Source organism: Streptomyces sp. NPDC001700, assembly GCF_053596435.1.
In genome coordinates this window covers 67004-90875 of the sequence record NZ_JBSFGE010000021.1, presented here as the reverse complement: position 1 = coordinate 90875, position 23872 = coordinate 67004, and the positions used below count along the sequence as shown (strand labels likewise).

The 23872-nt window shown below is 72.2% G+C and carries 26 protein-coding genes; 11 read left to right on the top strand and 15 right to left on the bottom strand.

The features are described 5' to 3' along the window. Nucleotides 1–37 precede the first annotated feature (37 nt). Complete coding sequence (locus ACWC5C_RS31695) at nucleotides 38–442, bottom strand: hypothetical protein (protein WP_450881013.1); 405 nt, start codon at nucleotides 440–442, stop codon at nucleotides 38–40. A 98-nt stretch (nucleotides 443–540) separates the two neighbouring features. Next, complete coding sequence (locus ACWC5C_RS31690; RefSeq protein WP_450881011.1) at nucleotides 541–1023, bottom strand: SLATT domain-containing protein; 483 nt, start codon at nucleotides 1021–1023, stop codon at nucleotides 541–543. A 227-nt stretch (nucleotides 1024–1250) separates the two neighbouring features. On the opposite strand from ACWC5C_RS31690, the gene ACWC5C_RS31685 reads away from it, so the two are divergent. Beyond that, nucleotides 1251–1496 (top strand): hypothetical protein, encoded by a 246-nt coding sequence (locus ACWC5C_RS31685; protein ID WP_450881009.1) that lies wholly within the window; start codon nucleotides 1251–1253, stop codon nucleotides 1494–1496. Between the two features lie 45 nt (nucleotides 1497–1541). On the opposite strand, the gene ACWC5C_RS31680 is transcribed toward ACWC5C_RS31685, so the two are convergent. Continuing rightward, nucleotides 1542–2768 (bottom strand): MFS transporter, encoded by a 1227-nt coding sequence (locus ACWC5C_RS31680; RefSeq protein WP_450881007.1) that lies wholly within the window; start codon nucleotides 2766–2768, stop codon nucleotides 1542–1544. 130 nt (nucleotides 2769–2898) lie between these two features. Between ACWC5C_RS31680 and ACWC5C_RS31675 the strand changes: the two genes are divergently transcribed. The 4 genes from ACWC5C_RS31675 to ACWC5C_RS31660 all read left to right on the top strand — a co-directional run bounded on the left by ACWC5C_RS31675 (nucleotide 2899) and on the right by ACWC5C_RS31660 (nucleotide 6618). Continuing rightward, entirely contained in the window at nucleotides 2899–3465 is a 567-nt protein-coding gene (locus ACWC5C_RS31675) for a TetR family transcriptional regulator (RefSeq protein WP_450881005.1), read from the top strand. Nucleotides 3466–3495: 30 nt separating this feature from the next. Continuing rightward, nucleotides 3496–4263, top strand: a complete 768-nt coding sequence (locus ACWC5C_RS31670; protein WP_450881004.1) for an IclR family transcriptional regulator — start codon at nucleotides 3496–3498, stop codon at nucleotides 4261–4263. A 96-nt stretch (nucleotides 4264–4359) separates the two neighbouring features. Beyond that, a complete protein-coding gene (locus ACWC5C_RS31665; RefSeq protein ID WP_450881002.1) occupies nucleotides 4360–5340 on the top strand; it encodes a PDR/VanB family oxidoreductase in 981 nt (326 codons plus the stop codon). A gap of 45 nt (nucleotides 5341–5385) precedes the next feature. Further along, complete coding sequence (locus tag ACWC5C_RS31660; RefSeq protein ID WP_450881000.1) at nucleotides 5386–6618, top strand: cytochrome P450; 1233 nt, start codon at nucleotides 5386–5388, stop codon at nucleotides 6616–6618. On the opposite strand, the gene ACWC5C_RS31655 is transcribed toward ACWC5C_RS31660, so the two are convergent. The 8 genes from ACWC5C_RS31655 to ACWC5C_RS31620 are packed head-to-tail and all read right to left on the bottom strand — an operon-like array spanning nucleotide 6609 to nucleotide 13675. Then, nucleotides 6609–7673 carry a maleylacetate reductase gene (locus ACWC5C_RS31655; RefSeq protein WP_450880998.1) on the bottom strand — a complete coding sequence of 355 codons (1065 nt, stop codon included), beginning with the start codon at nucleotides 7671–7673 and terminating at the stop codon, nucleotides 6609–6611. The two genes, ACWC5C_RS31660 and ACWC5C_RS31655, sit on opposite strands and share 10 nt — an antisense overlap. Before the next feature lie 21 nt (nucleotides 7674–7694). After that, on the bottom strand, nucleotides 7695–8600 hold the full coding sequence (locus ACWC5C_RS31650) for a dioxygenase family protein (RefSeq protein WP_450880996.1): 906 nt from the start codon (nucleotides 8598–8600) through the stop codon (nucleotides 7695–7697). Nucleotides 8601–8636: 36 nt separating this feature from the next. Continuing rightward, complete coding sequence (locus ACWC5C_RS31645; RefSeq protein ID WP_450880994.1) at nucleotides 8637–9083, bottom strand: hypothetical protein; 447 nt, start codon at nucleotides 9081–9083, stop codon at nucleotides 8637–8639. After that, entirely contained in the window at nucleotides 9076–10047 is a 972-nt protein-coding gene (locus ACWC5C_RS31640; protein ID WP_450880992.1) for an alpha/beta hydrolase fold domain-containing protein, read from the bottom strand. Before ACWC5C_RS31640 ends, ACWC5C_RS31645 begins: the two co-directional genes overlap by 8 nt. Further along, nucleotides 10037–10444: a metal-sulfur cluster assembly factor gene (locus ACWC5C_RS31635; protein ID WP_450880990.1), complete on the bottom strand. Its 408-nt coding sequence runs from the start codon at nucleotides 10442–10444 to the stop codon at nucleotides 10037–10039. The genes ACWC5C_RS31640 and ACWC5C_RS31635 overlap by 11 nt, the downstream gene beginning before the upstream one ends. After that, a complete protein-coding gene (locus ACWC5C_RS31630) occupies nucleotides 10444–11517 on the bottom strand; it encodes an amidohydrolase family protein (RefSeq protein WP_450880988.1) in 1074 nt (357 codons plus the stop codon). The genes ACWC5C_RS31635 and ACWC5C_RS31630 overlap by 1 nt, the downstream gene beginning before the upstream one ends. Nucleotides 11518–11567: 50 nt before the next feature. After that, nucleotides 11568–11990: a GlcG/HbpS family heme-binding protein gene (locus ACWC5C_RS31625; RefSeq protein WP_450880986.1), complete on the bottom strand. Its 423-nt coding sequence runs from the start codon at nucleotides 11988–11990 to the stop codon at nucleotides 11568–11570. Then, nucleotides 11987–13675 (bottom strand): GMC family oxidoreductase, encoded by a 1689-nt coding sequence (locus ACWC5C_RS31620; protein ID WP_450880984.1) that lies wholly within the window; start codon nucleotides 13673–13675, stop codon nucleotides 11987–11989. The genes ACWC5C_RS31625 and ACWC5C_RS31620 overlap by 4 nt, the downstream gene beginning before the upstream one ends. A 276-nt stretch (nucleotides 13676–13951) precedes the next feature. Between ACWC5C_RS31620 and ACWC5C_RS31615 the strand changes: the two genes are divergently transcribed. The 3 genes from ACWC5C_RS31615 to ACWC5C_RS31605 are packed head-to-tail and all read left to right on the top strand — an operon-like array spanning nucleotide 13952 to nucleotide 16654. After that, nucleotides 13952–15253 carry a Rieske 2Fe-2S domain-containing protein gene (locus ACWC5C_RS31615; RefSeq protein WP_450880982.1) on the top strand — a complete coding sequence of 434 codons (1302 nt, stop codon included), beginning with the start codon at nucleotides 13952–13954 and terminating at the stop codon, nucleotides 15251–15253. A 7-nt stretch (nucleotides 15254–15260) separates the two neighbouring features. Beyond that, nucleotides 15261–16235 carry a PDR/VanB family oxidoreductase gene (locus ACWC5C_RS31610; protein ID WP_450880980.1) on the top strand — a complete coding sequence of 325 codons (975 nt, stop codon included), beginning with the start codon at nucleotides 15261–15263 and terminating at the stop codon, nucleotides 16233–16235. Further along, on the top strand, nucleotides 16232–16654 hold the full coding sequence (locus ACWC5C_RS31605; protein ID WP_450880978.1) for a nuclear transport factor 2 family protein: 423 nt from the start codon (nucleotides 16232–16234) through the stop codon (nucleotides 16652–16654). Before ACWC5C_RS31610 ends, ACWC5C_RS31605 begins: the two co-directional genes overlap by 4 nt. 7 nt (nucleotides 16655–16661) lie before the next feature. Here the strand turns inward: ACWC5C_RS31605 and ACWC5C_RS31600 are convergent, their stop codons facing one another. Together ACWC5C_RS31600 and ACWC5C_RS31595 are read right to left on the bottom strand one after the other, a co-directional pair. Next, nucleotides 16662–17285: a TetR/AcrR family transcriptional regulator gene (locus tag ACWC5C_RS31600; RefSeq protein WP_450880976.1), complete on the bottom strand. Its 624-nt coding sequence runs from the start codon at nucleotides 17283–17285 to the stop codon at nucleotides 16662–16664. Between the two features lie 144 nt (nucleotides 17286–17429). Beyond that, complete coding sequence (locus ACWC5C_RS31595) at nucleotides 17430–18623, bottom strand: FAD-dependent monooxygenase (RefSeq protein ID WP_450880974.1); 1194 nt, start codon at nucleotides 18621–18623, stop codon at nucleotides 17430–17432. A 135-nt stretch (nucleotides 18624–18758) separates the two neighbouring features. Between ACWC5C_RS31595 and ACWC5C_RS31590 the strand changes: the two genes are divergently transcribed. From ACWC5C_RS31590 to ACWC5C_RS31580, 3 genes are all read left to right on the top strand, one after another. After that, nucleotides 18759–19550: an IclR family transcriptional regulator gene (locus tag ACWC5C_RS31590; RefSeq protein WP_450880972.1), complete on the top strand. Its 792-nt coding sequence runs from the start codon at nucleotides 18759–18761 to the stop codon at nucleotides 19548–19550. 41 nt (nucleotides 19551–19591) lie between these two features. Then, nucleotides 19592–20038: a nuclear transport factor 2 family protein gene (locus ACWC5C_RS31585; protein WP_450880970.1), complete on the top strand. Its 447-nt coding sequence runs from the start codon at nucleotides 19592–19594 to the stop codon at nucleotides 20036–20038. A gap of 175 nt (nucleotides 20039–20213) precedes the next feature. After that, nucleotides 20214–22661, top strand: coding sequence for an MFS transporter (locus ACWC5C_RS31580; RefSeq protein ID WP_450881117.1), 2448 nt, complete (start codon nucleotides 20214–20216; stop codon nucleotides 22659–22661). A 30-nt stretch (nucleotides 22662–22691) separates the two neighbouring features. On the opposite strand, the gene ACWC5C_RS31575 is transcribed toward ACWC5C_RS31580, so the two are convergent. Together ACWC5C_RS31575 and ACWC5C_RS31570 are read right to left on the bottom strand one after the other, a co-directional pair. Next, entirely contained in the window at nucleotides 22692–23714 is a 1023-nt protein-coding gene (locus tag ACWC5C_RS31575; RefSeq protein ID WP_450880968.1) for an Lrp/AsnC family transcriptional regulator, read from the bottom strand. Further along, nucleotides 23707–23868 (bottom strand): hypothetical protein, encoded by a 162-nt coding sequence (locus ACWC5C_RS31570; protein WP_450880966.1) that lies wholly within the window; start codon nucleotides 23866–23868, stop codon nucleotides 23707–23709. Before ACWC5C_RS31570 ends, ACWC5C_RS31575 begins: the two co-directional genes overlap by 8 nt. Nucleotides 23869–23872 lie beyond the last annotated feature (4 nt).

Genomic DNA, 23872 nt, shown 5'->3' with positions numbered 1-23872 from the left:
GGACGGACGGTATCGCTCACCCCAGCCCGAGAAATGCCTAGGACTGGTAAGGCCAAAGAGCGATGCTGTCCCCCGCGACGCGGATCTCCAACCAGGTTCCGTGGGCACTTTCGGGAAGTGGCGCGGCGAGGTCGAACAGGATGTGGGAGTCGCCCATCTCGAAGATCGCTGTGCTGCCCTCGGCAAGGTTGAGTCGGCCGCGCAGGACGACGTGATCGTGCTCCTGCCAGAGTGCCGGTGTGGTAAAGGACGCGGACTGTGTGTTGTGCCCCCAATGGATGTCTTCATCGACAGACCACTCGACGTGGTGCTGGCCACTCGCCCTCTGCGGATCACCGCGCCAGAGCACCTGGGCAGTTCCGACGGGCGAGTGGACACGAACGATCAGTGGCTGCTGCAGGGTTTGCGGCGTCTGCGGGGACTTCTCTACACGGACCAGCATCCCTCGATCATGCATGCCGCCAGCATGACCGGGCTGTGCTGGCGGCGATTATCTTCGTCGCGACTTCCGCCACATGCCCGTGCCATCTCGCCGGACCGCTAGGCCTGGGGCGACGGTGCGGGTTCGCGGCGGTGCTCCAGCCAGGTGCGGCTGAGGTCCTCCCAGATCGTCTGGTACCGGCCGAAGATCTCGCTCAGCTGATCGAATGTGAGGTCGTCGGCGGACGTCGACGCCAGGAGGTATTCGAGGTCGTCGGCAAGCCGCTGGAACCGATACTGCGCGTCCTCCATCAGCACCCACCGGGAGCGCCAGTTGAAGAACGGTTCGACGGCTCCCAGCAATGTCACCAGCGCCACACAGGCCAGGGCCAGACCAGCCCACGCGTTGAGATTCTGCAGGCCCAGGATGACGGTGGACGCGGCGGACAGGGCGAGCGTCGCCACCTTGGTGGCGGAGGCGCTTCGGCCGAACCGCTTCTTCTTGCCGCGGGCGTAGTCGTTGCCCTGACGAATCTTGTCCAGCAGGAAGGCGGCCGCCTCCCTCGGGCTGGGACCGACACCTGGTCCACCGTCCGGCTGCACTCCGCCCCCAAAGCTCCGTCGCCACCTTGCAGTTCGCCCCCGGCAGGCGCTGCCCTGGTGTCGCCCACGATAGCCCCCTGCTACGGAAGGTGATCAAGGCGGTCACGTCGCCGCTCAACTATGCCCAGACACCGTTTTGGTCAACGGCAGTGACGTCGCATCGTCCGTTCTGGTGATTGTCGGCCTGATCGCCTCCGCCGAGGAACTGGCGTCGTAACACTCGCGGCGTGACCGATACAGCAGCGCCGGAGCCCCGCTCGGCAGACGTGCCCGTCGCTACCGGGCGGATTCGCTTCCCGCTTGTGCGCTGGGCGCTCGCTCCGCGTACGACGTGGCGGGCGCGCCGCCTGGCGGCCGACTTCGGGCCCGGCATGGATGCGCGCACTGCTTGGGCCATGGCGCGGCTGCGGCGGCATCCGGAGGAGTACGCGTTCGCGATGCGGCACCTGTCGGATGTGGATTCCAAGGGTTGAGGCTCCGGCACGCGGGCGGACACCTCGTCGGGTGCCTTCATCTCCTCACATGTAGGGGGTGGCGGGGGCGGTGGGGCGTTTGCGGGTGCCGGTGAGGTACGCGGCTGGCGCTATCGTCACGGCGAGCGCGATGAGGCCGCACACGCCCGGCCAGCCGAGGTGGGTGTACGCGCGGGTGCCGAGCCACGAGCCCGCGCTCGCGCCGAGGAACGAGCAGGTCATGTAGCCCGTGTTGAGGCGGCTACGGGCCTCGGGGCGGAGGGCGAAGATGCGGGCCTGGTTGGCCACCTGACCGCACTGCACCGCCACGTCGATCAGCAGCAGCCCGGCGCCCAGGGCCACGAGCCCGGCGGCGCCGCCCAGGGAGCCGCCGGTGAGAACGGCCGCCGCGGCGAGAGCGCCCCCGATGCACCAGAGGTTGACGCGGTCGGCGCCGTACCGGTCGACCCAGCGCCCGGCCGCCGGAGCGAAGAACATGCTGCCCGCGCCGACCAGGGCCAGCACCCCCACGGCCTGCGTGCCCATCCCGTACCGCGGACCGGTGATCAGCAGGGCGACCGCGGTCCAGGCCGCGCTGAAGCCTCCGAAGACGGTGACCTGGAAGAACACGGACCGACGCAGCTCCTTCTCCGTACGCAGCATGCGCAGGGTGTCGGCGAGTAGCGTCGGATAGCGGTCCCGGACAGCTGGGGTGGTCGTGGGCAGGACGAGGCCCAGCGCGACGGCGAGCAGTGCGGTGAGGGCGGCGGCGATCAGATACGGGGCGCGCCACCCCAGGTGTTCGCCCAGGACGCCACCGAAGGCGCGGGCCAGCAGGATGCCGCCGATGAGCCCGGCCTGCAGCGTGCCGATCACGCTGCCGCGCCGCTCGGGCTCGACCAGCCCGGCCGCCATGGGCAGGAGGACCTGCGGGACCACGGTGGCCAAGCCCACCAGGGTGCCCGCGGCGAGCAACAGACCGGTGGCCGGGGCGAGCCCGGCGGCCAGGAGGGCCAGGCTGGTCACGGTGAGCAACACGGTGATCAGGGGGCGGCGGGGCAGGCGGTCCCCGAGGGGGACAAAAAGAAAAATCCCGGCGGCGTAGCCGAGCTGGGTCACCGTCGCGAGGGCCGCGGCCGTGGCGGGGGAGACGCCGAGACTCTGGACGATGAGCGGGGTGATGGCCTGCGGGAAGTAGGCGTTGGCCACGGTGATGCCGCAGGCCAGCGCCATGAGGAGAGGCAGTCTGCGCCCCAGGCCCGCCCCGGTGGGCGATGAGGTGTGCGGGGACATGACGTACGAACTCCTGTCGGTCTTCGCGGGCGGCGGCTATCACCGAACGAACCAGATGGTTCGAACCGCCGCCCAGGGTCGCACGGCGCACCACCGCGGTCAAACGAACCGGTTCGTTACCCTGAGACACATGGCATACGACTCGACGGCGACCAAAGAACGCATCCTCGCGGCCGCGGCCACGGAGTTCGCCGCGCATGGCGTCGCCGGTGCCCGGGTGGACCGTATCGCCGCCCAGGCCAAGGCCAACAAGCGCGCGATCTACGACTACTTCGGCGACAAGAACAAGCTGTTCGCCACCGTTCTGGAACGCGTCCTGGCCGACCTCGCCGAGGCCGTACCGCCGAGCGACGACCTGCCCGGCTATGCCGAGCGCCTCTTCGACTACCACCGCGCCCACCCCGAGGCCCTGCGCCTGGTGATGTGGGAGGCCCTGGAGATCGGCGACCAGCCCGTCCCGGCGGAAGAGGCCCGCACCCGCCACTACCAGGACAAGGTCGACGCTGCCGCGTCCGACGGCCGGGGCGACGACGCGCGCGCCCGGGTGTTCTTCACGCTCGCCCTGACCGGCTGGAGCATCGCCATGCCCCAGCTGCGCCGCATGCTCCTCGGCGCCGATTACCCGCTCGACGACCTCCGCGCGGACGTCTCCCGGGCCGTGGCGGCCCTGCCACCCGCTGGAAGCATGGGGGGTTGACGCGTCCGGGGGAGATCCGATGATGGCGAGGTGAGGACACAGAACGGCGAGTCGGTCCTGGCGCGGGCCGTACGGATCTTCGAGGCGTTCACGCCGGACGAGTCGGCCCTGACCGTCTCGGAGATCTCCCGCCGTACAGGGCTGCACGTGGCGACCGCGTCGCGGCTGGTGGCCGAGCTGGTCTCGTACGGATTCCTGACCCGGGACGCCGACCGCCGGGTCCGGGTCGGCATGCGCATGTGGGAACTGGCCACCCGGGCCTCGCCCACCCTGTCGCTGCGCAACGCGGCCATGCCCTTCATGGAGGGCGTCCATGACGTCGTCGGACACCATGTGCAACTCGGGGTGCTGGACGGCGACGAGGTGCTGTTCCTGGAGCGGCTGACGGCACCGGGCGCGGTCATCAACTACACGCGCGTCGCGGGCCGCCTTCCGCTGCACGCCTCCTCCAGTGGCCTGATCCTCCTCGCCCACGGCCCCGCCGAGCTGCGGCGGCGGCTGCTCGACGAGCCCCTGCACCGCTACACACCGAACACCCCGGCCACCGCCACGCGGCTGCGCGCCGTCCTGGCCGAGGTCCGCCGCCAGGGATACGCACACTGCCCCGGATACGTGCACCCGGACGTCCTGGGTATCGCCGCGCCGGTGCGGGACGCCCGCGATGCGGTGGTGGCGGCACTGGCGGTGATCGTCCCGAACGAGGCCGGGGCCACGTCCGTCGTACCGGTGGTACGGACCGCGGCGCGTGGCATCTCCCGGACCTTGGGAGCGCCGGGCGGCCGCGCGACGGCTGGCTGAGGGGCGAGTTCGTCTCTCACTGATTGAGAATGGCCTCGCGACAGCCCGTGGTGGCCGCGCATCCTGCCTGCAACCCCAACGACGGGAGGCGGCACCGTGGTCGGAATCGGCGTGGTTGCGGAGAAGGAGCGCGTCGCCGAGGGCGTCGTGGCACTCACCCTCGTACGTCCGGACGGTGGCCGGTTGCCGGACTGGACACCGGGTTCCCACATCGACCTGGTGTTGCCAGGGGGGTCCCCCCTGCTCGAGCGAAGCCGAGAGCTTGGGGGAGGGACGGTCCGGCAGTACTCCCTGTGCGGCGACCGGTGGGACGCGTACGCCTACCGGATCGCCGTCCTGAGGGAGCCTACGGGGCGTGGCGGATCCGCGTATGTGCACGACCGGTTGGGCCCGGGGGATCGCGTCGGGGTCGGCGGCCCGCGCAACCACTTCCCCCTTGTGCCGTCGGAGAGGTACCTGTTCATCGCCGGTGGCATTGGCATCACTCCGCTGCTGCCCATGGTGCGTCAGGCCGAACTGCTGGGCGCCGACTGGCAGTTGGTGTACGGAGGCAGGAGCCGGGCGTCGATGGCCTTCCGGGAGGAGCTGACGGAGGCCTACGGGGAGCGGGTGCGCGTCGTTCCGCAGGACGAGCTGGAGCTTCCCGACCTCGCGGGTCTGCTGGACACACCGCGACCGGGTACGAAGGTGTACTGCTGCGGCCCCGCCCCGCTGCTGGCCGCCGTCGAAGCGGCCTGCGCCGCGTGGCCGCCGTACGCCCTGCGCGTCGAGCGCTTCACCGGTGCCGCGCGGACCGCGCCCGTGCGGGAGACCTCCTTCGAGGTCGAGCTGCGTCGCACCGGGCGCACCGTCACCGTCGCCCCGGAGGTCTCGGTGCTGGAGGCGGTGCGTCGCGCGGGAGCGGACGTGCTGTCGTCGTGCGAGCGGGGGACCTGCGGCACCTGTCTGACGCCGGTGCTGGAGGGGCGGCCCGACCACCGGGACTCGATCCTCACCGACCATCAGCGGGAGGCGGACGACTGCATGGTCGTGTGCGTCTCCCGGTCCGGCGGCGACCGTCTCGTCCTCGATCTCTGACACGTTTCCCAAGGTGTTTCCCAAAGTGTTTCCCAAGGAGCCGCCATGTCCGAGGCACTGGAGCACACCGTCGCGCCGCCCGTCAGCGACGCCGACCCGTTCGCCCATGACGTCCTGCTGGACCCCGAACCGCTGCAGCGGGCCCTGCGCGAGGCCGGTCCGGTCGTCTATCTGCCGCGCTACGACGTCCACGCGCTGGCCCGCTACGAGCAGGTGCGCACCGCGCTGGCGGACTGGCAGCACTTCGCGTCGGGCTCCGGCGTGGGCCTGGCCAACTTCCGCCACGAGAAGCCATGGCGGCCGCCGAGTCTGCTGCTGGAGGCCGACCCGCCACGCCACGACGCTCCCCGCCGGGTGCTGAGCGAACTTCTCGCCCCGCCCGCCCTGCGCCGACTGCGCGCGCGGTGGGCCACGGTGGCCGAGGAGCTGGTCGACCAAGTCCTGGGCGAGGCAACCGAGTTCGATGCCTTCGCGGCGCTGGCGGAGGCGTTTCCGCTGCGGGCCTTCCCCGACGCGGTGGGCCTCGGCCCCGACGGCCGGGACAACCTCCTGCCGTACGGAAACATGGCCTTCAATGCCTTCGGCCCGCGCAACGACCTCGTCGCGGCCGACGCCCACCGGGGGCCAGAGCTTTCGGCGTGGGTGAACGCCCAGTGCGCCCGGGAGGCGCTGAGCGAGGATGGCTTCGGCGCTCAGATCTGGGCGGCCGCCGACCGTGGCGATCTCACCCACGAACAGGCGCCGCTGGTGGTGCGGTCCCTGCTCACCGCGGGCATCGACACCACCGTGCACGGCCTGGCGGCCTGTCTGTACGCCTTCGCCACCCACCCCGGCGCATGGCAACGGCTGCGGGGGCGACAGGAGTTGGCGCGGACCGCCTTCGACGAGGCGGTCCGCTGGCAGTCACCCGTGCAGACCTTCTTCCGCACCGCCACCACCGATGTCACCCTCGCCGGGACGGTCGTCCCCGAGGGCACGAAGATCCTCATGTTCCTCGGCGCGGCCAACCGCGATCCGCGCCGCTGGCACGACCCCGACCGCTTCGACCTCACCCGTGACCCCTCCGGCCACGTCGGCTTCGGCATGGGCCTGCACCAGTGCGTCGGCCAGCACGTGGCCCGTCTGGAGGCCGAGGCGTTGCTGACCGCCCTGGCCCGCCGCGTCCAGCGGATCGAACTCGACGGCAGACCGCTCCGCCACCCCAACAACACGTTGCGCTCGTGGACCTCCCTGCCCGTACGCGTCCGGACGGCGCCCTCATCGGCCGGTCACCACTGACTCGACGGGTCGGCACCCTGCCACGCGGCGCGCAACAGCCGCCGCAGATCATCGGCGGTCACGGCACGCGGATTGTCCGCCGGGACCACCTCCAGGATCGCGCGCACGGCATCGTCGATGTCGGCCTCGTCGAACCCGTGGTCGCGCAGTGCGATCGGCGCGTCCACCGCACGGCGCAGCCGCCGCAGGCCCTCCAGCGCCGACGTGGCACCGAACGCCTCCGCGATCCGGCGCTCGGCCTCCGGCGCGGCGGGCGCGTTGAACGCCAGCACATACGGCAGCACGACCGCATGGGTCTGCGCGTGCGGCAGCTCGTACGCGCCTCCCAGCACATGACAGATCTTGTGATGCAGCCCCGAACCCGCCGAGGAGAACGCCACCGCCGACAAGTACGCCCCGTACAGGACCTGTTCGCGGCCGTCGAGCCCGGCCGGGTCGGCCACGACGGACGGCAGCCCGGCCGCCAGCGCGCGGATGCCCTCTCCCGCCAGCGCCCGGTCCACCGGGTCGGCGCGGGGCGCCCACATCGAGTCCACGCAGTGGGCGAGCGCGTTCAGCCCCGACGCCACGCTCATCGCCACCGGCAGCGACCGGGTCAGCGTCGCGTCGTAGACGACCGCCCGAGGCAGCACCCGCGCGTCCACACCGGTGTTCTTGCGCGCCCCCTCGGTCAGCCCCCAGACGCTGGTGGCCTCCGATCCCGCGTACGTCGTGGGGACGGCCACGATGGGGAGCCCGGTGGTCAGCGCGACCGCCTTGGCGAGCCCGGTGGTCGAGCCCCCGCCGACGCTGACCAGCAGGTCCACCTCGTGCGCGGCCGCCACGGCGCGCGCCCGCTCGGCCGACGCGACCGGAACGTGCATCACCACCTCGTCGTGGCGGACCACGACCGGCACCTGGGCGGTGACCTTCTCGGCGAGGCCCGCCGCCGTGCGCGCCGCGATCACCATTACCCGTGAGCCGCCCAGCCGCTCCACCTCGGCGCGCACCGCCGCCGGAGCGTCGCCGGGTGCGAAACACACGCGCTGCGCCAGGGTTTCATGCTCGAACCGCACGAGAACCGCTCCTTCCGTAGGTCATGCCCGCTGCGGGGCGAGCCGGATGTCGAACCGCACCCGGGACCAGCTCCGCCCCGGCAGATCGCGCCCGTCGGGTGTCGGTGTGCCGACCGGCTGCCGTTCGAAGCGTTTGACGAGGGATTCCTTGACGCCGAACACGGCGTCGGAGCCCAGCAGCTCATCGCCCTCGACAAAGATATGGGTGACGAGGGTGCGCAGCCCGGGTGCGGTGGCCTTGAAGTGCAGATGGGACGCGCGCAGGGGCGAGCGCGCGGTCTTGTCGAGCAGGTCCCCCACGGGTCCGTCGTGGGGGATGGGGTACGGGGTCGGGGTGAGCCCCCAGAACGCGTAACCGCCCTGGTCGTCGGTGTGCAGATGGGCGCGGCCCGCCAGCTGGTCGCCGTCGCGCTGCACATCGTAGAGGCCGTCCTCGTCGGCTTCCCACACCTCGAGGCGCGCGCCGGACACGGGGTTGCCCTCGGTGTCGGTGACGGTCCCCTCCACCCAGCAGGGCTCTCCCGGGGCGCCCGCGGCCATGTCGCCGCCCAGGGGGATCTCGGGGGAGCCCGCCACGAAGAACGGGCCGACCACGGTGGCCTCGGTGGCGCCCGCGGTGGCCTCGTGGTTGACGTTGATGGTCTGCATCGAGGCGCCGAGGACATCGGACAGCAGCACGAACTCCTGGCGGCGGTCGGTGGTGATGTGTCCGGTGGCGGTCAGGAAGTCGATGGCCTGCTGCCATTCGGCTTCGGTGAGGCGGACCTCGCGGATGAAGGCGTGCAGATGGCGCACCAGGCCCTGCATGAGGTCCTTGAGCCGGGCGTCCGGCGTGTTCTCGAACGAGGCGAGCACCGTGCGCAGCAGCTCGTCCTCGATCCGACGCTGACGCTGCCGGTCCGGCTCCGCGGGGGTGGGGGCGGTCATGGTGAGGTCCCTCCTGACGTGGGCGTGGTGGTTGTCCTACCCGGAGGTGCGCCGGGTGTGCCGCCCGTTGTGGACGACGATGGCGAGCAGGCCCCCGGCGAGGGCCAGGTTCTTGAGGAAGTCGCCTTTCTGGTGGGCGCGTTGGGGACCTTCGGGCTGGGTCCAGAAGGGGAAGGCGGCGAGCGTCGTGGGGACCAGCGAGCCGGTGAGTGCCGTCGCGCAGGCCGCGGGGGCGATCCCGGCCGCCAGCGCGGCTCCCGCGGTGACATGGACGGCCGCGTTGGCGCGGACCAGCTGCCGGTCGGTGAGCCGGTCCAGGAGCGGCACCGAGCGACGGCATCGCTTGAGGAAGGTTTCCGCCCCCTGCGCGGGGCCGTCCGGGTGCCGCCACACATGGCGGCCTCCGGAGACGAAGACGGCGGCCAGCGCGAGACGGGAGAGGGCTCGGCCCATGTCGTCCAGGCGCGGCGGGGTGTCAGACATGCCAGGGGTCCGTTCGCAGATGGCGGTCGAAGAAGCGCTCGATCAGGGCGGGGGTCAGGGTGACGGAACGTTCGGTGTCCGGGGCGCGGGACGACAGCGCGGTGGCCGTCCTCGGGTGTATTTCCCAGTCGCCGGTGTTGAGGAAGCCGTGGCCGGCGCCGTGGACCAGCAGCAGATGGGACTCGGCGCCCGCCGTGCGCAGCGCGTCGTGGAGCCGCTGGCTCTGGGCCGGTCCGATGAGGAGGTCGGCGTCGCCGTGCAGCAGGAGCACGGGCGGTACGCGCGGGTGGACCTGCCGGGCCGGGCTGGCCTCGACGGCGGTGGCGGCCCGGTCCGCCGGGCGTCCGCCCAGCAGACCCCAGGCCGGATCGGATGAGTCCACGCCCAGCACCCCACCGGGCAGGGCGTCGTCGTTGAGACACAGCAGATCGGTCGGCGGATAGCCCGCCACCACGGCGCGTACACCGGGCGCCTCGGGGGAGCCGTCGGTGTCGGCCGCGAATGCCGCGAGCAGTGCCAGATGCGCACCGGCCGAGCTGCCCCACAGCCCGATCGACGCCGGGTCCAGGGCATAGATGTCCGCGATGCCCCGCAGGTGGCGCAGCGCGGCGAGGACGTCGTGCAGCTGGGCGGGCCAGGGGGACACCTCGGAGGACCGGTAGTCGATGTCCGCCATGGCGTATCCGCGTTCGGCGAAGAGCCGGGTCAACCGTGGCCCGTAACCCCGTCGTTGGTTGCGCCAGCCGCCGCCCGCGAGCCACACGATCACCGGTGTGGGCGTCGGCGCGGCCTGCGGCAGATACAGGTCCATCCGCAGGTCCGTGCCGTACGCGAGGTCGCGCACCACCCGGACGTCGGCCGGGGCGGCCGTCTCGGGGGGACGCGGCGCCTGACTGAGTCCTTCCATGAAACGGCCCATGACGTCGGCGTTGTTCGCCCGCACCCGCGTGAGGTCACTGGTCACGGTCACCGGCTCGCCCCGGCGCGGTCACGGCCAGCAGAGGGAGCGTACGGCGCCTTCGCTCGCGGTGTTCGTCGAGCCGCCGCTGATAGTGCGGGGCGAGCATGTCCGGGGTCCACTCCATCTCATGGTCCAGCGTGACGTCGACACCGGTGACACCCGGCAGCGCGGCGAGCCGTTCGCGTGCCTCGTTGGCGAACGAGCCCAGCAGCATGCAGGTGGGGTCGGTGAGCCCGAACAGCACACTGACCCGCTGCCCGCCCGCCCCGTCGTCGCCCACCTGAATGTCACTGATCAGCCCCATGTCGTCCATCCCGGCCGGGACACCGGCGGTGATGCTGCACGGGTCGGTGATGCCGTTGAGCACCTCCCGGACCCGGGCCTCGGTGACGCCACTCATCAGGCCACCACCGCCGCCGCGGACTCGGTCTTCCCACCCCAGGGCTCGGCCAGCTCGGTGGTGTCGAACTCGTCGCCCGCGATCGTGGCCCGCAGCGTGTCCTCGTCGATGCCGTGCAGCCGCAGGAAGTTGCGGCCGAGGATGTTCTGCTTCGCTTCCCTGGTCAGCGGCTCGATGCCACGTTCCTCGATCAGGTCCCGCGGTGTTTCGAGATCCCAGAACGCCTCGATCAGCGGGCGCGGATGGGCCGCGATGACCCCGGTGCCCCAGATGACGCGCTCGGCCCCGCCCGGGACCGCGAGGAAGGCCCCGATCGCTTCGGCGAACCGGCGCGGCGCGGTGCGTGCCAGGGCGGAGGTCACCTCCAGGTTGACCACGACGTTCGGGGCGCACTCCATCAGCATCGCGGTTTCCTCGACGAACGCCAGCCCGCCGTGCACCACCTCGAAGGTCAGATCGGGGAACGCCGCCGCGGCGCCCTCGATGTCGTCGATGCGCAGCGCGTGGGCCGGGCCGGGGCCGACCGGGAGCGCCTTGTGGATCCCCACGACCTTCAGCCCGCGCTCCAGGGCCCGCTCGAACACCGGGTAGCACACCTCCGGATCGCTCATGTCCAGCGAGGTGACCCGGCCCTCGACCAAGTCGATCGGGTAGAGCTTGAGCGCGTTCACCCGGTGCTCGTCGACCAGTTCGTCGACCCGGTCCACCGCGCCCGGCCGCAGCGGGGACACCGCGCCGTAGACCAGCACCCGGTTCGGCCACAGCTCCCGCATCGCCAGGCCGCTGGACAGGCGTGAGCCGCCGTCGCGGAAGTGTCCGTAGATCGGGGTCTCGTGGTAGACGATGACGTCGGACTGGCTCTCCGCCAGGATCGACCGCCCGATGGCCTCGGCGCCCGCGCCGTGGTCCAGGTAGAGGGACTTCTCGATGGCGTACTCGGGCCCGCCGAACTTCTGGTGCTGGTGGTACATGTGCTCGCCGATCGCGCGGCCGAAGGCCGGGTCGACGCAGTTCTCGGGCAGGAAGTTGTAGTCGTGGGCCACGCCCTCGACCACCAGGACATCTTCGATCATCGTGTGCTCCTTCGGCTGTAGTTCTCTGAGGCGGGCTGGTGCGTTCGCGCTTACGCCAGCAGCCCTGTGATGCTCTTCAGCGCCTCCACCGCGAGGCGGTCGTCGGTGGCTCCGTCGGCGCCACCGACGCCGATGCCACCGATGACCTCGCCGTCGTCCACGACCACCGGCTGTCCCCCGGGCACCGGCAGCAGATTGCCGTCGACCAGCTGGGGCGGGGCGGCGGCCATGGCCGGGTCCGTGGCGAGCGCCGCGAACGCGGAGGTGGCCATGCCGGTGACGGCGGCGGTGTAGGCCTTGCGCCGCGCGGTCTCGACCCCGATGGGGCCGACTCCGTCGTCACCGAGCAGCACCTTGGTGATGCCACTTCGGTTGACGACCACGACGCAAATCCGCGCGCCCTCGGCCCGGGCCGCCGTCAGCGCGGCCTCGGCCGCGCCATGCGCGATGGCGTAGGTCAGGGGTTCCCTCATCCTGCGGTCCTCTCGGAGAGCGGGGCGGCGTACGTGGCGGATGCGGCCGGGACCGCCGGGGCCGCCGGGACCCCGCGGATCAGGTCCGACGCCTTCTCGGCGACGGCGATGACGGTGGCGTTGATGTTCGCGCCGGGCACGCTCGGCAGCACCGACGCGTCGACGACCCGCAGCCCCTCGACGCCGCGGACCCGCAGAGCGGGGTTGACCACGGCGTCCTCGGAGGTGCCGATGGCGCAGGTGCCGCAGGCGTGGTTGGCGGAGTAGCCGGTCTCCCGCAGATAGCGGTCGAGATCCTGGTCGTCGCGTACATCGGGGCCCGGTGCGAGTTCCGCCCCGATCATCGGGGCGACCTCGGGGCTGCGCAGGATGGCCAGCGTGGTGCGTACGGTTTCCCGCAGGGTGGCCATGTCCTCCGCCTCGGTGAGCAGGTTGAACGTGATGCGCGGCGGCGCCGCCGGGTCGGCGGACCGCAGCCGGACCTCGCCCCGGCTGCGCGGGGTGGCGACGGCGTTGAGGGCCATGCAGTGGCGGTTGCGCAGCGGCCGGACACCGGGAAACCACGGCCGGGCGTCGAAGCCACCGGCCAGGATGCCGAGGAACCCGTCGGGCCGGTCCAGTTCGGGCCGGGTGCGCACGTACGCCGACAGGAACTCGGGCATCTGGGCCAGCGGTCCGCTCCCGGCGACGAGCCAGCGCAGCGCGTGGCGCACCAGACGGTCCGCGCGCAGGTGCTCGTGGAAGGTCACCGGGTCCTTGACGTCGAAGAGCACGGGCGCGGCCGGATGCTCCCGCAGATTGGCGCCGACGCCGGGAAGGTCCACCACCGTGTCCACGCCATGCTCGCGCAGGTGGTCGGCCGGGCCGATGCCCGAACGCATCAGCAGCTGCGGCGAGTTGTACGTGCCACCGCAGAGCACCACCTCGCGGGCCGCCCGGACCACCCGGCTCCGGCCGTCTTTCACGATCCGTACGCCGGTGGCGCGTCCGTTCTCCACGATGAGCCGGTCCGCCAACACCCCGGTGAGCAGGGTGAGATGAGGTCGCCGCCGCAGCGCGGGACGCAGATAGGCGGCCGCGGTGCTGTGGCGCCTGCCGCGGTGGATGGCGGTTTCGTCCTGGCCCGCGCCGGTGGGGTCGCCGCTCTGGGTGTCGTCGGGGAACGCGATGCCCAGCGACCGGGCGGCGCGGTCGAGCCGTCGGCCGAAGGTGGTTCGTCCGGGGGAGGTGGACACGGTGACGGGCCCGTAGCCGCCGTGGTGGTCGGTGTCGCCGCGCCAACTGTGCTCGGAGCGGCGGAAGTAGGGCACGAGGTCGTCCCAGCCCCAGCCGGTCGCGCCGGACGCGGCCCAGTCGTCGTAGTCGAGCCGGTGGGCGCGGACATGGGTCGAGCCGTTGATCGAACCGGTGCCGCCGACCAGCCGTCCACGGGGCACCGGAACGCGTCGCCCGTTCAGCCCCGGCTCGGGCTCCGTCTCGTATCCCCAGCCGATCCCCTTGCGGCCCGACAACAGGCCGACGCCCAGGGGCATTTGGACCAGCAGGCCGCGGTCCGCGGGCGGACCGGCCTCGATCAGCAGCACACGTGTCCCGGTGTCGGCGGACAGGCGTGCGGCGAGGACGCAACCGGCCGTGCCCGCTCCGACGACGAGGTAGTCGTACTCGGCGCCGTGTCCGGCGCTCATGCGGGGGATCCAGACATCATCGTCTCCTTCGGCTGTGGTGCGGCTCTGGAGGAACGCGTGCGGGAAGCGGGCGTGGGGAAGCACGGAAGGCCGTCGCTCGCGCGGCGCGTTCGGGGGGTGCGAGCACGAGACGGCGGTGCTGGGTGAGCGGCTCGTCGCCTCGGCGCGGAGCCAACGTAACAGGACGTCCTGGCGACCCGAAAGGGTCTGCAAGTAATTCATCAAAGCAGGTCAGCGCCGTTGACAGTTTTTCATCAGGGACGTACAACGGTCAGCATGACCGACACCACCGCGACCGACACGGGAACCGGCTACGGTCGCAAACCCTCCTCCCACGACGCCCGGCTGACCGAGGTCGGCCCCGGCACCCCGATGGGCGAGGCGCTGCGCCGCTACTGGCAGCCGATCGCCAGCTCCACCGCGCTCACCAGCGATGTACCGCACCGCGCCCGCCTCCTGGGCGAGAACCTGATCGTCTTCCGGGACGGCCAGGGCCGCCCCGGCGTGGTCTTCGAGCGGTGTGCGCACCGCGGCAGCAGCCTCTTCTACGGCCGCGTCGAGGAGGACGGCATCCGCTGCTGCTACCACGGCTGGAAGTTCGACGTCCGCGGCCACTGCCTGGAACAGGCCTGTGAACTCGACGGCGGCCGCCGCCGCAACCTCGCTCGCCAGCCGTGGTACCCGGTGGAAGAGCGGTACGGACTGGTCTTCGTCTACATGGGCCCGCCCGAGCACAAGCCCCCGCTGCCGCGCTTCGACAGCCTGGAGCCACTCGGCGAGGGGGAGAGCTACTACACCAGCTGGACGGTGCCCGGCGCCGAGGTCATCGGCATGGAACAGGACTACAACTGGCTCCAGTTGTACGAGAACGCCGTCGACCCCGTGCACGCCTCCTGGCTCCACTCCACCCACAGCGGCTTCCAGTTCCAGGGGACCGGCACCACCGGCTTCCCGGAGGACTTCTACGACCCGGGCACCGTCGCCGAGCGCCTGACCTACCACCGCACCGACCACGGCGTGAAGTACATCCAGCGCTACCAGGACACCAAGGGCCCCGACGGGGTGCTGGTGGACATCGACTGGTCGGTGGAGCTGCATCTGCCGAACATCATCGCCCTGCCCGACTTCGTCCGGGTGACCCCCGACGCCCGCCACGACATGCTGATCTGGGTGGTCCCCGCCGATGACACCCACCACCGGCTGGTCTTCTCCATCCGCTCCGCCGACCCGAGCCGCCTCGAGTCCTTCGTCTCCGGCATCAAGCAGAACGGCAAGGACAACTGGGAGATGACCGACGAGGAGCGTCAGCGCTTCCCCGGCGACTACGAGGCCCAGTGGTCCCAGGGCGACATCACCCAGCACTCCGAGGAGACCCTGGCCCCGTCCGACCGCGGCGTGGTCATGCTCCGGCGCATGCTGCGCACGATGATGGACGACGTCGAGGCGGGCCGGACACCGCTCGGTGTCGGGGCGCCCGGCGATCCGGTCCGCCACGTGGAAGCCGGTGCCGTCATCCGGCGCGAGCCCGGGGACGACACCCCGGACGCGGCGGCCACGCCCACGGCGGCGGGGGCGTGACCGCGGCGTGAGGAACACCTGGACGGACGCGGTCGTGGTGGCCCGCTACGACGCCACCCCGCGCATCGCGGTCTTCGACCTCGCCCGGGCCGACGGCGGCGAGCTGTGGGAGTACGAGGCCGGAGCACACATCGACATACACATCGGCGAGCCGGGGCTGATCCGCCAGTACTCCCTGTGCGGCCCCCCGGGCAGCCGTAAGCAGTACCGGCTCGCGGTGCTCAACGAGCCCTCGTCGCGCGGTGGTTCACACGCCATGCACGCCCTCGCCGAGGGCGACACGCTACGGATCGCCCCGCCGAGGAACCGCTTCGGCCTGGCGCCCGCGCGACGCCATCTGCTCCTCGCGGGCGGCATCGGCATCACCCCGCTGCTGTCGATGGCACAGACCCTCGACGCCACCGGCGCCGACTACCACCTGCACTACTGCGCCCGCAGCCGGACCGACGCGGCGTTCGTCCCCGAGCTGGAACACCATCCACGGGTCACCCTCCACTTCGACGACCAGGCCCCGGACCAACTCCTCGACCTGGCACGCGACGTGGGGGAACCCGTCCCCGACACCGCGGTCTACGTCTGCGGACCCGGCGGGTTCATGGACTACGCCCTGGGCCGGGCGGCCCAGCTGGGATGGCCCGCCGCCGCCCTGCACACGGAGCGCTTCAGCGCCACGGCTCCCGCCACGGCGGCCACCGAGGCGCCGGGCGGGGGAGACGAGGGCGGATTCACGGTCCGGCTGGCCTCGACGGGAGCGGAATACCCCGTCCCCGAGGACCAGAACATCCTCGACGTCCTCCTGGCGAACGGGGTCGACGCGCCCTACTCCTGCGGGCAGGGCATCTGCGGCGAGTGCGTCGTACGGGTGCGCTCCGGCGAGCCCGACCACCGCGACGACGTCCTGACCGACGGCGAGCGCGCCGAGGGCCTGTTCGCCCCGTGCTCATCGCGGTCCAAGTCCCCGATCCTGGAGCTGGAACTGTGACCACCTCATCGCCGGGGCCGACCGGCCACCCCGCCGCCCCGGCCACGGTCGAGGAGGCCGAGGCCGCCTGGCTCGCGGCGCAGACCCTCCCGGACCCGGAGCCGAGTCTGCGCGCCCTGATGCGTCCCGACTGCGTGGTCGTGCACTCGGCGGTCGGCCATATCCACGGGGTGGACGACTGGCTGCGGTACGCGGCCCGGCTGGGCCGGACCAGCCGGGTGGACACCTACGACGTGACCGTCCAGCGGTTCGCCACCACGGCCGTGGTCAGCGCTCTGCAGGAGATGCGCGTGGCCTTCGTACCCGAGCTGACGCCGTTCGTCATCCAGGCCGCCGTCAGCCGGGTCTGGGTGACGGCGGCGTCGGGCGGCTGGCAGCTGGCCCATATGCAGCTGGCCCGGCGGCTCCCGCCGGGCTGAGCGCCCGTCACTCCCCGGGCTCGCCGTCCTCCACCGCGCTGCCCTCCGCCGCGCCGTTCACCGCTCCCGCCGCCCCCGGCGCCTCGGCGAGCGCGGAGATGATCCGGGCCACCTGCTCGGCGTAGTGGTCGATGAACTCCTGCGACGCGGGGTCCTGCTGGGTGAACTCACGCGCGATCCAGGGGAGGGCCACCGGGGCGATCGAGGCCGCGAAGAAGGCGAGGGACACCGCCCCGACGTCGAGGTCACCGCGGAACTCGCCACGCGCCTGCCGCGTGCGCAGCTCCTGGACACTTTTCAGCAGCTCGGCGGCCCGTTCGTCCTCCGCGGGCGGCGGGGTGCCGGGCTCTTCGCGCGTCAGCGTATGGACCCACCCCGGATCCTCACGGGCCATATAGACAAAGCGCCGCACCGCCTCGGCGTAGGGGAGGGCGTGGTCGAGCGGCATGGCGGTCTCCAGCCACTGCTCGCTCAGCGCCTCGTACAGCCCGCGTTTGCTCCCGAAGTAGTAGGTGATCAGCTGATGGCTGACCCCGGCCGCCTCCGCGATACGGACGACCCGGGCGCCGTCGAAACCATGGGTGCCGAACTCCGTACCGGCCGCGGTCAGAATGGCCCGCCGCGTGCCCACGGGGTCCCGCCGACGACTGGGATCCTCGGGGCGCCTCCGGCGCTGCTGTCTGCCGGACGGTGCCGCCGACTTTCCTGACGTCGTCTCCTCCGCTGTCACACGGACGACCTTACAACCGCCCTCCGCTCCGCCGAGCGCCCCAGGTCAGGAGGTGGGCGCCGCCTCCGCGTCGTAACCGTAGATCCAGCCGTTGCCCACCAGGGGGTCGGACCCGGCGAGCGCTGCGTCGCGCTCCCGCTGCGCGGGCCCGTCGGGCAGGTGGTTGACGTCCCGGCGGGCGTGGCTGACCTGCTGGAGGCGCGTCGTACGGTCGATACGGGCCGCCTCGTACCGCAGCAGCGCCTGCCCGGGGTCGTCCGGCGACGCGGCGAGGTGGCGCGCCAGCACCGCGGCGTCCTCGATGGACTGGGCCGCGCCCTGGGCGAAGAAGGGGAACATGGGGTGCGCCGCGTCACCGAGCAGGGTGATCCGGCCCCGGCTCCAGCGCCGCAGGGGCGCCCGGTCCAGCAGCGCCCAGCGCCCGGGGACGCCGCCGGAGGCGATGAGGTCCGTCACCCGGGGGTCCCAGTCGGCGAACTCGGCACGGAACTCCTCGATGGTGGCCGTCGCGCTCCAGGACTCGTCGAGGCCGTCCCCGGCAGGGGCGGCGGCGAACACGTTGACCGCCCGCCCTCCCGCGATCGGGTAGTGCACGAAGTGCCGACCCGGGCCGAGCCAGAGCGTCTGGGCGGGGCGCAGGGCGAAGTCGGGCGCGTCCTCAGCGGGCACGATGGTACGGAAGGCACAGAGGCCGGAGTACTCCGGCGGCGCGGGCTCGGCCACCGCGCCGCGGACGACGGAGTGCACACCGTCGGCGCCGATCACGACATCGGCCTCGGCGTGGCTGCCGTCGGCGAAGCGCAGCAGCGCGCCGTCCGGGTGCGCCGCGACCGAGGTGCAGCGCGCGCCCAGCCGGATCCACGCGCCGGGCACGGCCGCCCTGACGGCGTCGAGCAGATCGGCCCGGTGGGTGACGTACGTGCGCTCGCCGTAGAGCCGCTCGCACACCCCGTCCAGATGCTCCACCGAGAGCACGCTCCCGTCCGCCCAGCGCCGGAACTCCCAGCCCCAGTCGAGCGGTACGGCCCGGCGGAGGAACCGTTCCATGGTGTCGAGACGGCGTAGCAGCCGTACGGCGTTGGGCGCCACGACGAGCCCGGCGCCGACCTCGGCGAGCGCGGGGGCCTGCTCGTAGACGGTGGCGGTCAGTCCGGCGCGGCGCAGGAAGGCGGCCGTGGCGAGACCCCCGATGCCACCTCCGATGATCGCGATCCGCGGGCCGGGTGCGAGGTCGGGCATGCGGCGGCTCCTCAGCCTCAAGGTGAACGTCCTGGTGAGACCCCGATCCTCATCGATGCGCCGCACCGCCGGGAGCGGCTATGTTCATTCAATGGACGTCCTTTTCCGGCCGCCGTCCTGGGGAGCGGAGGCCTGATGCCGCGTACGAACCAGCCCGGGCGCAGCGTGAGTTCCCGGCTCTTCGATGTGCTCTTCGCGTTCCGGCCCGGCCGGTCCCGGCTCACCCTCGCCGACCTGGCCCGGGAGACGGGGCTGCCCCATGCCACCGTGCGCCGGCTGGCGCTGGAGCTGGTCGGCGCCGGGGCGCTGGACCGGGCGCCGGACGGCGGTTTCACCGTCGGGCTGCGGCTGTGGCAACTGGGCACCCTGGCGCCGCTGAGCGTGCCGCTGCGCACCGTCGCGCTCCCCTACATGGACGACCTGCACACGGCGCTGCGCCAGCACGTCCAGCTCGCGGTGCTGGAGGGCACCGAGGCGCTGCTCGTCGAGCGGCTGTCGTCGGGCCACGCGGTGGACGTCATGTCGAAGATCGGCGGCAGGCTGCCGCTGCACTGCTCCGGCGTGGGCAAGGTGCTGCTGGCCCACGCCGGTCCCGCGCTGCTGGACCAGGTCGTCGCGCGGGGTCTGCGGGCGTACACCGAGCGCACCGTCACCGATCCGGCGCGGCTGCGGGCGCTGCTGGCCGAGTGCCGCGAGACCGGCGTGGCCGTCGTCCGCGAGGAAACGACCCCGGGGGTCGAGTCGGTGGCCACGCGCGTCATCGACGCCGACGGCGAGGTGGTCGCGGCCCTGTCCGTCGTCGTGAGCGCCGGATCGGTCGACCTGCGGACGGTACGCCCGGCCGTCATCGCCTCCGGGCTGGCCGTGTCCCGCAGGCTGGGATGGCGCGCATCGGCCGGGGTGCGAATCAACGGCGCCTCATACTGAGCGAACTGACGATCCGTATTCCTGAGTACGAGGTGAGAACCATGACCACAGCCGCAACCGCGACCGCAGCACGCTTCCGCGCCGCCGTCGACAACCGCGACCTGGCCGCCCTGGACGACCTGTTCACCGACGACATCCGCTTCTACAGCCCCGTGAAGTTCACCCCGTTCGAGGGCAAGCCCCTGGTGCTGGGCCTCTTCGGGGTCCTGCTGCGCACCTTCGAGGACTTCCGCTACACCGGCCACCACGACGGCACCGCCGAGACGAGCGCAGACGGCGGTGTCTCCGACTCGGCGGTCCTGCTCTTCCGGGCCGCCGTGGGCGGTAAGCAGATACACGGCATCGATCTGCTGCACTTCGACGACACCGGCCGGATCAAGGAGTTCACGGTCATGGTCCGGCCGCAGTCCGCCGTCCAGGCCCTGAGCGAGGCGGTCCTCGCCGGGCTGGTGGCGGACGGTCTGGTCCCGGCCCCCGCCGAGCGGTGACGGGGCGGCGCGTCGTCGGAAAACCTCCATAAGCCCGCTTCGGATGTCGGTTTTCCCGGTCCTGGCGGGTGTGGCTGGATCTGGCGGAGGCGGTGGCCGGAAGGTGGCGGCGGTGCCAGTCGAGTGCGGCATCGCCGCGCCGCCAAGGGAGAGGTCCGTGAACGCCACACCCACGATGAACGAGCCGAGAGAACGGCAAGTGGCCACGCTGGTCATGGCGTGCCTCGGGATGTTCGTCGCCTATCTGCCAGTGACCACCGTCTCGGTGAGCCTGCCCGCCATCCAGAACGCCCTGCACGCGTCGACCACCCAGCTGACCTGGGTGCAGTCGGCGTTTCAGCTGCCCATGGCCGCGTTCATCCTCACCGCCGGGGTCTTCGGCGATGTACACGGCCGCAAGAAGGTGTATCTGGCCGGTCTGGTGCTGGCCGCCGCGGGAGGGGCCATCGCGCTGTCGGCCGATTCGGTCGAGGTGCTGTGGGCCGGGCAGGCGTGTGCCGGTCTGGGCGCGGCCGCGCTGCTGCCGTCGACGCTGGCGCTGATCAGCCATGCCGTGCCCGACCCGCGCAAACGCGCCACGTTCGTCGGGCTCTGGGCGGCGTCCCTGATGGCCGCGCTGGCCATCGGGCCCATGCTCGCCGGTGTGATCCTCGACCACACCACCTGGCGCTGGATCTATCTGCCCGCCATCCCGGTCGCGGTCCTCACCCTCCTGGTCGCGGCACCGCTCGTGACCGACTCCCGCGCTCCCGGTGGGCGCAGGCTGGACTGGCCCGGTCAGATCACCGCGGCGGTGACGATCACCGCGCTGGTCTACGGCGTCATCGAGGGCGGCGCCACGTCGTTCTCCGAGGGGCGGGTGCTCGCGGCCCTGTCGCTGGCGGCGCTCAGCGCAGTCGCCTTCGTCCTGGCCGAACGGCGCAGCGCCAGCCCGATGCTGGACCTGTCGCTCTTCCGCAGCGCGGCCTTCAGCGCCACGACCCTGATCGCCATGATCACCTTCCTGGGGCTGATCGGTTTCTTCTTCGTCCTCAGCCTCTACTTCGGCCTGGTGCAGCGCCTGGACACGCTGCACGCGGGGTACCGGATGCTGGCCGTCACCGTGGTCTGCCTGATCGTGGGCGCGCTGGCGGGACGTCTGATGCACCGGATCTCGCCTCGCGTGATGATCACCACCGGTCTGCTGGCCACCGTGGGCGCGCTGCTCTCCTTGACCGCGATCGACGCCGGGACCGGCTTCACCCCGCTGGCCTGGCGGCTGGCCCTGCTCGGCCTCGGCCTCGGCATGGTGATCACCCCCATGACCGCCACCGCGGTCGCGGCGGTGCCACACCACCTGGCCGGTATGGCGTCGGCGGGCAACAACGCCTTCCGGCAGGTCGGCGGCGCGCTCGGACCGGCCGTACTGGGCACCCTGCTGACCACCAAGAGCACCGACACCCTGCCCGGCCATCTGCACGACGCCGGGGTCACCGGGCCGGTGGTGGACCGGATCACCGACGCCGTGAACGCCGACGGCCTGGGAGCGGCGGCCCGGCTGAACCTGGGCGCGGACACCGGCCGGGCCATGGGCGCGCTGGGCGAGGCGTTCCTCGACGGCCTCCAGCTGTGCCTGATGGTGGCCGGGGGCCTGGCCCTGCTCGCCGCGCTCGTCGGGGCCGTACTGCTGCGCACTCCGCCGCGCACGGCGCCTGCCACCGCCGAGCCTGCCGCCGAGTTCGAGCCGGTGTTGGAGTCGGAGTCGGAGCCGGTGTCGGTGTCCGTGTCGGAGCCGGAGCTGGTCGGTGCTCAGGCCCGGGGGCGGTCCGGCGCGGTCGGCTCGGCGGGGAGCGGTGGCGCGTTCGCTCCCGACAGCGGTTCGGGATCCGTCCTCTACGGCCGGATACTGGGGACCGCCGGGGTACCCGTCGAGGGAGCCACGCTGACGTTGATCTCCCTGGCCGGGCGGCAGCTGGGCCGGGCCGTGGCGCGCTCCGGCGGCCGCTACCGCCTGGACGCGCCGGGTGCGGGATCGTACGTACTGATCGCGGCGGCGGAGGGCCACCAACCGCAGGCGTCCACCGTGGTGGTGGGCGAGGAGCCGCTGTCCTACGACGCCCTGCTGTCCGTGATCAGCGGGCTGGTCGGCACGGTGGTCACGGCCGGGGACGAGGCGCCCGTGGAGGGCGCCACGGTGGCGGTGATGGACGTACGGGGAGAGGCGCTGGCCGCTGAAACGACCGACGCCGCCGGTGAGTTCGCGTTCGGCGAGCTGCCGGAGGGCGACGTCACGGTGGTGGTGAACGCGGCCGGACACCGGCCCGCCGCACTCCCGGTGCGGGTGTCGGGGGCCAGGCTCGCCCGGCTGAACGTGGCGCTGCGTACGGGCGCCACGCTGCGGGGCACCGTACGGGCGGGCGCCGACCGCGAGCCGCTGGGCGACGCGCGGGTCACGCTCGTGGACACGGCGGGCAACGTGATCGGCACGGCGACCACCGGGCCGGACGGCGTCTATGCCTTCACCGACCTGGACGCGGGGGAGTACTCGCTGATCGCCAGCGGCTATCCGCCGGTCGCGGCGCCGCTGGCCGTGGACGGCCCGGGGGTCACGTACGACGTGGAGCTGGCCCACGCGGAGGGCTGAGCCCGGGGGCTGAGCGCACCGGCCGTCCGGTCAGCGCTCCGGTTCGTACGTGAGCTGCTTGACCTGACGCAGGACGAGAGACGACTCGACCGCCTGGACGCCGTCGAGGGCGCCGATCGTCCTGCTCAGGTAGGTGTACAGCTCGTCGGGGCTCCGGAATCCGGCGGCGACGACGATGTTGGCCTGGCCGGTGGCGGCGGACGCGAAGTGCACTTCCGGGTGCGCGGCCAGGCTGCGGCCGACATCGTCGAGCGCGCGCGGCGCCACCGTGAGCCAGAGCATGGCGCTGACGTCCTGCCCGATCGACTCGCGGTCGTACTGCACGTCGAAGTACAGCACGCCCGTGGAACGCAGCGCTTCCAGCCGCCGCTTGACCGCCGATTCCGACTGCCCGGTGACTTTTTGCAGGTCGGTGAGGGTGGCCCGGCCGTCGCGGCGGAGCAGCGCGAGAAGCGCCTCGTCGGCCGCGTCCAGGGTGACGGGGGCGTCGAACGGCTCCGGAGCGGGCGGCCGCAGAGCGGACTCCTGCTCGGGGGTGAGCGCGTTGGCCTTGTTGAGCCAGCCCGCCGAGCCGCCGAAGAAGGGGTGCAGAAGACACTGGGCGGTCACGCTGACGATCTGCCGGGTGCGTTGCAACCGGCCGAAGAGCAGCTCGTCCCGCTCCTTGCGGCTGCGGGGCTTCATGCCGCAGACGACCTCGGTGCCACCGGAGATCAGGGTCACATGGAGGGTATCGGAGCGTTTGGCGAGCGCGTCCGCGAGGTTCTCCGCCACGTCCGGCACGCAGCGCAGCCGGACGATCCAGGTCTGGCGGCCGAGCCGGTTCTCGTCCGTCATGCCGAGCACACGCACGTTGACGGTGTTGTGCAGCCGCCGGTACCGCCGCGCCACCGTCTGGTCGGAGACCCCGAGGACATCGGCGATCCGGCTGAACGGCGCGCGCCCGTCGAGCTGCAGCGCCTGCAGAACCTTCAGGTCGAGGGGGTCGAGCACGGGGACGGACCCGCCGCGTGCGGAGCCGCCCGAGGCCGTGGGATGGGACCGGTCACGCATCCCGGACCACATCGGCCACCGCCTGCGGGGTGACGTTCAGCCGCCGGGCCTGCACGGCCCACTCCGCCCTCCGCCGCGCCCAGGTCACCCGCCCCAGGGCATCGGCGGCGACGGGTCCCTCGTCATCCCGTCCCACACTCACGCTCACACTCACGCCG

Excerpts from the sequence above, each read along its gene's own strand:
- ACWC5C_RS31695 (WP_450881013.1), bottom strand. The coding sequence starts at position 442 with ATGCTGGTCCGTGTAGAGAAGTCCCCGCAGACGCCGCAAACCCTGCAG.
- ACWC5C_RS31680 (WP_450881007.1), bottom strand. The coding sequence starts at position 2,768 with ATGTCCCCGCACACCTCATCGCCCACCGGGGCGGGCCTGGGGCGCAGA.
- ACWC5C_RS31675 (WP_450881005.1), top strand. The coding sequence starts at position 2,899 with ATGGCATACGACTCGACGGCGACCAAAGAACGCATCCTCGCGGCCGCG.
- ACWC5C_RS31660 (WP_450881000.1), top strand. The coding sequence starts at position 5,386 with ATGTCCGAGGCACTGGAGCACACCGTCGCGCCGCCCGTCAGCGACGCC.
- ACWC5C_RS31650 (WP_450880996.1), bottom strand. The coding sequence starts at position 8,600 with ATGACCGCCCCCACCCCCGCGGAGCCGGACCGGCAGCGTCAGCGTCGG.
- ACWC5C_RS31645 (WP_450880994.1), bottom strand. The coding sequence starts at position 9,083 with ATGTCTGACACCCCGCCGCGCCTGGACGACATGGGCCGAGCCCTCTCC.
- ACWC5C_RS31635 (WP_450880990.1), bottom strand. The coding sequence starts at position 10,444 with ATGAGTGGCGTCACCGAGGCCCGGGTCCGGGAGGTGCTCAACGGCATC.
- ACWC5C_RS31630 (WP_450880988.1), bottom strand. The coding sequence starts at position 11,517 with ATGATCGAAGATGTCCTGGTGGTCGAGGGCGTGGCCCACGACTACAAC.
- ACWC5C_RS31625 (WP_450880986.1), bottom strand. The coding sequence starts at position 11,990 with ATGAGGGAACCCCTGACCTACGCCATCGCGCATGGCGCGGCCGAGGCC.
- ACWC5C_RS31620 (WP_450880984.1), bottom strand. The coding sequence starts at position 13,675 with ATGAGCGCCGGACACGGCGCCGAGTACGACTACCTCGTCGTCGGAGCG.
- ACWC5C_RS31615 (WP_450880982.1), top strand. The coding sequence starts at position 13,952 with ATGACCGACACCACCGCGACCGACACGGGAACCGGCTACGGTCGCAAA.
- ACWC5C_RS31595 (WP_450880974.1), bottom strand. The coding sequence starts at position 18,623 with ATGCCCGACCTCGCACCCGGCCCGCGGATCGCGATCATCGGAGGTGGC.
- ACWC5C_RS31590 (WP_450880972.1), top strand. The coding sequence starts at position 18,759 with ATGCCGCGTACGAACCAGCCCGGGCGCAGCGTGAGTTCCCGGCTCTTC.
- ACWC5C_RS31585 (WP_450880970.1), top strand. The coding sequence starts at position 19,592 with ATGACCACAGCCGCAACCGCGACCGCAGCACGCTTCCGCGCCGCCGTC.
- ACWC5C_RS31580 (WP_450881117.1), top strand. The coding sequence starts at position 20,214 with ATGAACGAGCCGAGAGAACGGCAAGTGGCCACGCTGGTCATGGCGTGC.
- ACWC5C_RS31575 (WP_450880968.1), bottom strand. The coding sequence starts at position 23,714 with ATGCGTGACCGGTCCCATCCCACGGCCTCGGGCGGCTCCGCACGCGGC.